This is a genomic window from Micromonospora sp. NPDC050795, assembly GCF_044456785.1.
Taxonomy (GTDB): Bacteria; Actinomycetota; Actinomycetes; order Mycobacteriales; family Micromonosporaceae; genus Micromonospora.
In genome coordinates this window covers 1-9,856 of sequence record NZ_JBITGE010000066.1, presented here as the reverse complement: position 1 = coordinate 9,856, position 9,856 = coordinate 1, and the positions used below count along the sequence as shown (strand labels likewise).

At 71.2% G+C, this 9,856-nt stretch carries 6 protein-coding genes and 1 pseudogene; 2 read left to right on the top strand and 5 right to left on the bottom strand.

All coding sequences use genetic code 11. From position 1 onward, the window contains the following. The 5 genes and pseudogenes from ACIBEF_RS31615 to rsgA all read right to left on the bottom strand — a co-directional run. Nucleotides 1-227: pseudogene (locus ACIBEF_RS31615) on the bottom strand (phytochelatin synthase); the annotation flags it as partial. Nucleotides 228-1,164: 937 nt separating this feature from the next. Further along, nucleotides 1,165-3,153, bottom strand: a complete 1,989-nt coding sequence (uvrC, locus tag ACIBEF_RS31610; protein ID WP_396797063.1) for an excinuclease ABC subunit UvrC — start codon at nt 3,151-3,153, stop codon at nt 1,165-1,167. Between the two features lie 183 nt (nt 3,154-3,336). Further along, complete coding sequence (locus ACIBEF_RS31605; RefSeq protein WP_355010215.1) at nt 3,337-3,822, bottom strand: Rieske (2Fe-2S) protein; 486 nt, start codon at nt 3,820-3,822, stop codon at nt 3,337-3,339. 161 nt (nt 3,823-3,983) lie between these two features. Continuing rightward, nucleotides 3,984-6,929, bottom strand: a complete 2,946-nt coding sequence (uvrA, locus tag ACIBEF_RS31600; RefSeq protein ID WP_091408018.1) for an excinuclease ABC subunit UvrA — start codon at nt 6,927-6,929, stop codon at nt 3,984-3,986. A 205-nt stretch (nt 6,930-7,134) separates the two neighbouring features. Continuing rightward, nucleotides 7,135-8,205, bottom strand: coding sequence for a ribosome small subunit-dependent GTPase A (rsgA, locus tag ACIBEF_RS31595; RefSeq protein ID WP_396797060.1), 1,071 nt, complete (start codon nt 8,203-8,205; stop codon nt 7,135-7,137). A gap of 178 nt (nt 8,206-8,383) precedes the next feature. Here rsgA and ACIBEF_RS31590 point away from each other — a divergent pair, with 178 nt between their 5' ends. Both ACIBEF_RS31590 and ACIBEF_RS31585 read left to right on the top strand, forming a co-directional pair. Next, on the top strand, nt 8,384-9,100 hold the full coding sequence (locus tag ACIBEF_RS31590) for a maleylpyruvate isomerase family mycothiol-dependent enzyme (protein ID WP_396797059.1): 717 nt from the start codon (nt 8,384-8,386) through the stop codon (nt 9,098-9,100). A 7-nt stretch (nt 9,101-9,107) separates the two neighbouring features. Then, nucleotides 9,108-9,761, top strand: a complete 654-nt coding sequence (locus tag ACIBEF_RS31585; protein ID WP_396797058.1) for an MBL fold metallo-hydrolase — start codon at nt 9,108-9,110, stop codon at nt 9,759-9,761. Nucleotides 9,762-9,856: the final 95 nt, after the last annotated feature.

Here is a 9,856-nt window from a genome sequence, read left to right as displayed (position 1 = left end):
AGCGCGTTACGCGTCGCGGCGGGCCCGCAGTAGTAGAAGTTCGGCTGCGCCTCGTAGCGCACACCGAGCTCCCGCTCGCCGTGACCCTTACGGTCAGTCTGCGTCTGCGTGGCCGGCTTGGCATCGGACATGGCGTAAGCGGCGGTCACTGGCCCGGCGATGGCACCGCCGGTGAACGCGAGGCCGGCGGCGGTCAGGGCGGTCTTACGGATCAGATCGGTACGCATGATGGCGTGCTCCTCTGCCTCAGGGGGATACCCACACCACACCAGGGGGGTGGTGGATGGTGGCGCGGGAAAGTTCGTCTGCCCGGCGACCCACAACGGGGGCCGGCATCGGGACAGGGTGCAACGGGTGGCGGATCATTCCGCCTACCCGCAGGGGGTCGGCCGTTGTGGTGCTCGGCCGTTCGGGGGGTGTAACCGAGGCGGCCTGCCGGGTGTTCCCGGCGGCGGCCCGGCCATTGTGGTGCTCGGCCGTTCGGGGATGTAACCGGGGCGGCCTGCCGGGTGTTCCCGGGGGCCTGCGCCCTGCGACTCGACGGGCGCGGTGGCCTGCCAGGCATAACGACCCCGGCCGGCCGCCGATTCCGCCGCCGGGGTGGCCCCGACCACCCGACACGCGAGGCCGAACCCGACAAACCACCCGACCTGTCACCCCGCCGAACCCGACATCGCGGCCACCGCAGCATGATCCACTCGGGTTCCTGGAAGTCGCGGTGTCCCGCTGCCCGGGATGCCCCGACATCATGAAACCCGAGTCGATCATGCCCGCCTGCACCTCCGCCCCGCCCGGCCCGACCCGGGGGGCGGGGCGGGGCGGGACCGGGGCAGTCCGGGGGCGGGGGCGGGCGTGCCCGGGGGCCGGGAGGGCCGGGCGGGCGGGGCAAACCGAGCGGGGCGGGCGGGCCGGGCGGGGCGGGGTTCGGCCCGACACACGGGCAGAGGGCCGGGCGGGCCAGCCCGGCCCCAGGGACAGCCCGGTGCGCGCAACCCCCGCTAGATCATGCTCGATCCAGGAAAGAGGCCCCTCCCAGCGCAACGAGGCCACTACATCCAGGAACGAGCACGATCATGGGAGCGACCCCCATCACCAAAGCGAGCGAGGACAGCCAACGCGCCCTGGGTGCCCGCCTCCGGCCCGGCAGCGACCGAGCGACGGCGCTCAGGTGCTGGGCTTCGCTCCCGCGCCGTCGCCGGCCTTCGTGTCCTTGTCCAGGGCGGCCAGGATCGCCTCGGCGGTGCGCCGCCCCACTCCAGGCACCTCGGTGATCTCGTCGACCGTTGCTGCCGAGAGTCGCTTGAGTGAGCCGAAGTGCCGCAGCAGCGCCTTGCGACGTACCTCGCCCAGGCCGGGTACGTGGTCCAGCGCTGATTCGGTCATCCGCTTGGACCGGCGCTGCCGGTGGAAGGTGATGGCGAACCGGTGGGCCTCGTCACGCACCCGTTGCAGCAGGTACAGCCCTTCCGAGGTACGCGGGAGGATGACCGGGAACTCGTCGTCCGGGAGCCACACCTCTTCCAGCCGCTTGGCCAGCCCGCACAGGGCCACGTCGTCGATGCCGAGGTCGGCGAGGGCCTGCGCGGCGGCGGCGACCTGTGGGGCGCCGCCGTCGACGACCACCAGCTGTGGCGGGTACGCGAATTTTCGGGGCCGGCCGGTGGTCGGGTCGATCAGGATGCCGACCTGTGGATCCGTGGCGCCTCCGGGCGCGGCCGGATCGTCGGCCGACTCCACGCCCACCTCACCCGTCTCGGCCCTGGCGTCCAGGTAGCGGGCGAAGCGGCGACGGAGCACCTCGGACATCGCGGAGAGGTCGTCGGTGGCGCCCCGGACGATGAACCGCCGGTACTCGCTCTTGCGGGGCAACCCGTCCTCGAAGACCACCATGCTGGCGACCACGTCGGTGCCCTGGATCTGGGAGATGTCGAAGCACTCGATGCGCAGCGGCGAGGTGCTCATGCCCAGCGCGTCGCTGATCTCGTCCAGTGCCTTGCCCCGGGTGGTCAGGTCACCGGAGCGCTTGAGCTTGTGCCGGGCCAGCGCGTCCTTGGCGTTGCGCTCCACCGTCTCCATCAGTGAGCGTTTGTCGCCACGCTGCGGCACCCGCAGCGATACCCGACTGCCCCGGTGGTTGGAGAGCCACTCGGCCAGCGCGTCGGCGTCCGCGGGCAGCTCGGGGACCAGTAGTTCCCGAGGCACGTCGGCCTCGCCGTGCTCACCGCCGTACACCTGGGTGCAGAAGTGGTGCACCAGGTCCGCGGTGGTCAGCTCCTCGGTCTTCTCCACCACCCAACCGCGCTGGCCGCGGACCCGGCCGTCGCGGACGTGGAAGACCTGCACAGCCGCCTCGAGCGGGTCGTCGGCGAACGCGACGACGTCCGCGTCGGTGCCGTCGCCGAGCACCACGGTCTGCTTCTCCATGGCCCGGCGCAGCGCGGCCACGTCGTCGCGCAGTCGGGCGGCCCGCTCGAACTCCAACTGCTCGCTCGCCTCGGTCATCTCACGTTCGATCTTGCGGACCATGGTGTCGGTGCGCCCGGCCATGAAGTCGCAGAACCCGTCGACGATGGCCCGGTGTTCGTCGGCGGAGACGGTGCCCACGCACGGCGCCGAGCACTTGCCGATGTAGCCCAGCAGGCAGGGGCGACCGACCTGGCCGGCCCGCTTGAACACCCCGGCGGAACACGTGCGCGCGGGGAACACCCGCAGCAGCAGGTCGAGGGTCTCCCGGATGGCCCAGGCATGCGAGTAGGGACCGAAGTAACGCACGCCCTTGCGCTTGGCGCCGCGCATCACCTGCAGCCGGGGGTACTCCTCGTCGAGGGTGACAGCGAGATAGGGGTACGACTTGTCGTCGCGGTAGCGGACGTTGAACCTCGGGTCGTACTGCTTGATCCAGGTGAACTCCTGCTGGAGCGCCTCGACCTCGGTGCCGACGGTGATCCAGTCCACCGACTCGGCGGTGGTGACCATCTGCCGGGTGCGCTCGTGCAGGTTCCAGACGTCGCCGAAGTAGGAGTTGAGTCGGCTGCGCAGATTTCGCGCCTTGCCGACGTAGATCACCCGGCCGGTGCCGTCGCGAAAGCGGTAGACCCCTGGTAGCTCCGGGATGGTGCCGGGTGCGGGGCGGTAGGTCGAGGGGTCAGCCACGCCAACAAGCCTAGTCCGCAGCACCGACAGCCCACCGCAGGCGTGATCCACTCGGCGCCCCGGAAGTCGGGGTGTCGGCACACCGCTGACACCCCGACTTCCCGAACGCGAATCGATCCTGTGCCGCCGGGCGACCGGCCGGTCGACGTACGGCCCGGGCCGGCCCGCCGGCCCCGCGTCGGGTCAGGCCAGCGAGATCTGGTCGCCGGTGACCTTGATCTCCTTGGGCGGCAGCGGCTTGGTGGCCGGGCCGGCCTTCACCGAGCCGTCCTCGATCGAGAACTTGCTGTTGTGGCAGGTGCAGTTGATGGTGCCGCCGTCGACGTTCGTCACCGGGCAGTTCTGGTGCGTACAGATCGGGCTGAAGCCCTTGAACTGGCCGGCCGTGGGCTGGGTGATGACCACGCCCTGGGCGGCGAGGACCTTGCCGCCGCCGACCGGGATGTCGGCGGTGGTGGCCAGCGACTGGGCATCCTGCCGGTCACCGCCGCCAGCGTCGCCGGTGCTGGGTACGGCAGGGCCACCGCTTGTGGGCGCACCGCTGCTGCTGCCGCCGTCGTCACTGCCGCAGGCAGCCAGGACGACGGCCGCGCCGACCGCCCCGACGCCGGTGAGCAGGTTACGACGTGTCTGCGTACCTGGTCCGGTCAGCGCTTGATCGTCACTCATGCCTCGCCTCTCTCTAGCCCGCTGCCGGTCGAAAGCCGGCCACACTTCTCCACACGGGCAACTGTGCCGGATGGTTCACCACGGCATCCGCTCGACCCGACAAATGGGGTGGGGCAGGTCGCCATCCGACCCGCCCCACCCCATCAGCACGCGTAGAGAGGTCAGCGCGCGGCGGCCGGCACCTTACGGCTGGCCCGCGCCTTGGTAACCCCGTTGGCCTTGGCGGCCCGGGTGGTGGCGGCAGCCGCACCCTTGGCCTTGCCGTCGAGCTTGAGCACCTGACGCAGGAACTCGCCGGTGTGGCTCTCGGCCACCTCGGCGACCTCTTCCGGGGTGCCGGTGGCGAGCACGGTGCCGCCACGGTGGCCACCCTCGGGACCCATGTCGATCAGCCAGTCCGCGGTCTTGATCACGTCGAGGTTGTGCTCGATGGTGATCACCGTGTTGCCCTTGTCGACGAGCCCTTCCAGCACCATCAGCAGCTTGCGGATGTCCTCGAAGTGCAGACCGGTGGTCGGCTCGTCGAGCACGTAGACCGTCCGCCCGGTGGACCGCTTCTGCAGCTCGGAGGCGAGCTTGACCCGCTGTGCCTCACCACCGGAGAGGGTCGGCGCGGGCTGACCGAGGCGGACGTAGCCCAGGCCGACGTCGACCAGGGTCTTCAGGTGCCGGTGGATGGCCGGAATCGCGGAGAAGAACTCGGCGGCCTCCTCGATCGGCATCTCCAGCACGTCCGAGACGGTCTTGCCCTTGTAGTGCACCTCCAGGGTCTCCCGGTTGTACCGGGCGCCCTTGCAGACCTCGCAGGGGACGTACACGTCGGGAAGGAAGTTCATCTCGATCTTGATCGTGCCGTCACCCGAGCACGCCTCGCAGCGCCCGCCCTTGACGTTGAAGGAGAACCGACCCGGGCCGTACCCGCGCACCTTCGCCTCGGTCGTCTCGGCGAAGAGCTTGCGGACGTGGTCCCAGACGCCGGTGTAGGTGGCCGGGTTGGAGCGCGGCGTGCGGCCGATCGGCGACTGGTCCACGCCGACGACCTTGTCCACGTGCTCCAGGCCGGAGACGCGGGTGTGCCGGCCGGGCACCAGCCGGGCGCCGTTGATCTGGTTGGCCAGCACCGCGTACAGGATGTCGTTGACCAGCGTCGACTTGCCCGAACCGCTGACCCCGGTGACCGCGATCAGCTGGCCCAGCGGGAACGAGACGGTCAGGTTGCGCAGGTTGTGCTCCCGCGCGCCGTGCACCACCAGCTCGCGGGCCGGGTCCTGCGGGCGGCGGCCCGTCGGCGTCGGGATCGACCGCCGACCGGACAGGTACGCCCCGGTGATCGACTCCTTGTTCTTCAGCAGCGCCGGCACCGAGCCGCTGTGCACGATCTTGCCGCCGTGCTCACCCGCGCCGGGCCCGATGTCGACGATCCAGTCGGCGGTGCGGATGGTGTCCTCGTCGTGCTCCACCACGATCAGCGTGTTGCCGAGCCCACGCAGCCGGATCAGGGTCTCGATCAGCCGGTGGTTGTCGCGCTGGTGCAGCCCGATCGACGGCTCGTCGAGCACGTAGAGCACGCCCACCAGGCCGGAGCCGATCTGCGTGGCCAGCCGGATGCGCTGTGCCTCGCCGCCGGAGAGCGTGCCGGCCGGGCGGTCCAGGGAGAGGTAGTCAAGGCCGACGTCGAGCAGGAACCGCAGCCGGGCGTTGATCTCCTTGAGGACCCGCTCGGCGATCATCTTCTGCCGGTCGGTCAGCTCGATGCCGGCGAGCAGGTCGGCGCACTCCCCCACGGAGAGGTTGCAGACCTCGGCGATGCTCTTGCCGGCCAACGTGACCGCGAGCACCTCGGGCTTGAGCCGGGCACCGCCGCACGCCGCGCACGGCACGTCGCGCATGTAGCCCTCGTACTTGTCGCGGGACCACTCGGACTCGGTGTCGGAGTGCCGCCGCTCGATCCACTGCACCACGCCCTCGAAGCCGGTGTAGTAGGAGCGCTCGCGGCCGTACTTGTTGCGGTAGCGGACGTGAACCTGGTCGTCGGAGCCGTGCAGGATCGTCTTCTGCGCCCGCGCCGGCAACGCCCGCCACGGGGTGTCGATGTCGAAGTGCTGGGCCTCGCCGAGCGCCTCCAGCAGGCGCAGGAAGTATTCCAGGTTGTGCCCGGTGGACCAGGGCTGGATGGCGCCCTCACGCAGGCTGCGCTCCGGGTCGGGGACCAGCAGCTCCGGGTCGACCTCCTTCTTGGTGCCCAGGCCGGTGCACTCCGGGCAGGCGCCGTAGGGCGCGTTGAAGGAGAAGACCCGAGGTTCGAGATCCTCGATGGCGAGCGGATGGTCGTTGGGGCAGGCCAGGTGCTCGGAGTAGCGGCGCTCGCGGTCCGGGTCGTCCTCGGGAAGGTCGACGAAGTCGAGCAGGACCAGGCCGCTGGACAGGCCCAGGGCGGCCTCGACCGAGTCGGTGAGCCGCTGCTTGGCGCTCGGCTTGACGGTGAGCCGGTCGATCACCACCTCGATGGTGTGCTTCTCCTGCTTCTTGAGCTTCGGCGGCTCGGTCAGCGGGTGAACCACGCCGTCGACCCGGGCCCGGGCGTAGCCCTTGGCCTGCAGCTCGGCGAAGAGGTCGACATATTCGCCCTTGCGGCCACGGATCACCGGGGCGAGCACCATGAACTTGGTGCCCTCGGCCATGGCGAGGACCCGGTCGACGATCTGCTGCGGGCTCTGCCGGGAGATGCGCTCACCACAGACCGGGCAGTGCGGCTCACCGATGCGGGCGTAGAGCAGACGCAGGTAGTCGTAGACCTCGGTGATGGTGCCGACCGTCGAGCGCGGGTTGCGCGAGGTGGATTTCTGGTCGATCGAGACGGCCGGGCTCAGGCCCTCGATGAAGTCGACGTCTGGCTTGTCCATCTGGCCGAGGAACTGCCGGGCGTACGACGAGAGCGACTCGACGTAGCGGCGCTGCCCCTCGGCGAAGATCGTGTCGAAGGCCAGGCTCGACTTGCCCGACCCGGACAGCCCGGTGAACACGATGAGCGCGTCCCGGGGCAGGTCGAGACTGACGTCACGCAGGTTGTGCTCGCGCGCGCCACGGATGATCAGTCGGTCGGCCACGGTGCGTGTACTCCCGGGAGAAGACGAAGCAAAGGATCTGTCCCGCTCTGGGTGGTCTTGAGCGGTCGTGCGGGCGCGGAAAACACGCCTCGGCAACTCTAGCCCCGAGGTACGACAGTTTCCCTCGCCCGCACATTCCCCCAGCTCAGCCCGGTCGGCCGCGCCGCCCGCAACCCCGGTCGGCCACGCGTCGGCGGGCGCCCGGTCAGTAGCCGCCGGGCGCCGGCGGACGCGCGGCCCGACGCCGGGCCGAACGCCACCCGCCGCGTCGCTCCGCCGCCACCCGGGCCTCCCGCCGTCGGCTCTCGTGGGCCACCTCGCCCTGCAGCCGCCGCCAGCTCTCCCACCGACGGGTGGAGAGCTCGCCGGTGTGCAGCGCCTCCCGGACCGCGCAGGCCGGCTCGCCGTCGTGACCGCAGTCGGCGTACCGGCAGCCCTCGGCCAGCCCGGCGATGTCGGCGAACGCCCGGTCGAGCCCGGCCGCGCCGTCCAGCAGGCCGACCGCCCGGACACCGGGCGTGTCGATCACCGCACCGCCACCGGGGATCGGTACGAGCGCCCGCCAGGTGGTGGTGTGCCGGCCCTTGCCGTCGACGCGCCGGATCGCCTGGGTGGGCATCATCACCGCCCCGACGAGGGCGTTGACGAGGCTCGACTTGCCGGCACCGGACGGGCCGAGCAGACCGAGCGTGCGGCCGGGCGTCACCTCGGCGCGCAGCGGTGCCAGTCCGAGGCCACGTTCGGCGCTGACCGGCAGCACCGGCACCCCGGGCGCGACGGCGGCCAGCTGGCGGGCCAGCGCGGCCGGGTCGGCCGCGAGGTCCGCCTTGGTCAGTACGACAAGTGGCCGGGCTCCGGACTCGTGGGCCAGGGAGAGCAGCCGCTCGATCCGGCCCACGTCCGGCTCGGGGTGCACCGGCTCCACCACGGCGGCGGCGTCGAGGTTGGCGGCCAGCACCTGACCACTGGCGTCCTTGCCGGCGGTACGTCGGATCAGCGCGCCCCGCCGCGGCAGCACCGCCTCGACGGTGACGCGGCGGTCCGGCCAGTGGGTGAGCAGCACCCAGTCCCCGGCGCAGGGCAGCGCGGACGGGTCGCGCGCGGCGACGGTCAGCACCGCCCCACCCAGACTGGCCCGGATCGGGCCACCTGCGGTGAGCACCGTGCAGACCCCCCGGTCCACCCGGGCCACCCGACCCGGCTGGTGCTCGCCGCGGCGCGCGGCGTACGCCGTCCGCTCGGCGTCCCAGCCGAGGGCGGTCAAATCGATCGTCATCTCATCCTCATCGGTGTCGAAGCTGGTGATGGCGGAACACGCGTGCCACGTCCGGCATGATCACCACCTCCGTCCGATGTCCCGGTGCCGCGTCTGCCGCTGACGGTAGGTCGCGCGCCTACGCGCCGAAAGCGATTTCCCCGGCGACGGCGCGACGGCGGACCGCTAGGGTCGACGGGTGACCACGGATCCGCTGTTGCTGATGGGCGAGGTGGACGCGGCCACCAGGCGACTACTGCGTACCGCCGCTTCCTTCGACGCCGCGGACCTGGCCGCCGCGTCGCTGCTGCCGGGCTGGACGCGCGGCCACGTCCTGGCGCATGTGGCGCGCAACGCCGACGGTTTCGTCAACCTGCTCACCGCGGCCCGCACCGGGGCGGCGCTGCCGATGTACGCCTCGCTGGATGCCCGCACCGCCGACATCGAAGCCGGTTCGAGCCGGCCACCGGCCGCGCACCTGGACGACCTGCGACGCACCGCGGACCTGTTCGCCGAGGCGGTCGCGGCGATGCCGGCCGACGCCTGGGCGGCGACGGTGCAGGCGCGTAAGGGTCCCTGGCCGGCGGCGCTGCTGGTCTGGGGTCGACTGCGGGAGATCGAGGTGCACCACCTCGATCTGGCCGCCGACTACCGGGCCGCAGACTGGTCGGAGGCGTTCGCCCACCGACTGCTGCGGGAGGCGGCCAGTCATCACGCCATGGGGCCGACACCGCCGTCGATGGTGCTGCGCCTCGACGGCAGCGAGCACGAGGTGGTGATCGGGGAGCGCGTCGGCGCTCCGATCGTCGCCGGCTCCGCCCCCGACCTCGCCGTCTGGCTGATCGGCCGCGCCGACGGCACCCTGCTCTCCGTCACCCCTGACGGTCCCCTGCCTACTCCACCGGAATGGATATAGAAACGTCATGACATACAGCGGAGACGTCACGCACGGCGGCCCACCGGCGGTTCGGGAGCTGGACGGGCTGACCATCAGCAAGCTGTCGGTGGGTCCGATGGACAACAACGCCTACCTGCTGCGCTGCACGGGCACCGGTGATCAGGTGCTCATCGACGCCGCGAACGAGGCACCCCGGCTGCTCGAGCTGATCGGTGACGGTGGGCTCACCGCCGTGGTGACGACCCACCAGCACATGGATCACTGGGTGGCGCTGGAGGAGGTCGTCGCCAAGACCGGCGCCCGGGCGTTGGTGCACGCCGACGACGCGGCGGGGTTGCCGATCGAGGCGGAGCGGCTGGCCGACGGCGACACCGTGGCGGTCGGCGACTGCGCGTTGGAGGTCATCCACATCAAGGGGCACACCCCGGGTTCGATCGCGCTGCTCTACCGCGACCCGGCCGGCACCCCGCACCTCTTCACCGGCGACAGTCTCTTCCCCGGAGGGGTGGGCAACACCGACAAGGACCCGGAGCGCTTCGCGGCGCTGATCGGTGACGTCGAGCACAAGCTGTTCGACCAGCTCCCGGACGACACCTGGTTCTACCCGGGCCACGGCAAGGACAGCACCCTGGGCGCCGAGCGCCCCGCCCTCCCCCAGTGGAAAGCCAGAGGCTGGTAACCCCGTTACCTTTTTGATCGTCCCCAGCCGGGGACCCTCGGTCGCCCGGCCCGGTATGACTTCCTTCCCCTGTTGTTCGGATGATCCGGGGGGTG

Excerpts from the sequence above, each read along its gene's own strand:
- ACIBEF_RS31605 (WP_355010215.1), bottom strand. The coding sequence starts at position 3,822 with ATGAGTGACGATCAAGCGCTGACCGGACCAGGTACGCAGACACGTCGT.
- rsgA (WP_396797060.1), bottom strand. The coding sequence starts at position 8,205 with ATGACGATCGATTTGACCGCCCTCGGCTGGGACGCCGAGCGGACGGCG.
- ACIBEF_RS31585 (WP_396797058.1), top strand. The coding sequence starts at position 9,108 with ATGACATACAGCGGAGACGTCACGCACGGCGGCCCACCGGCGGTTCGG.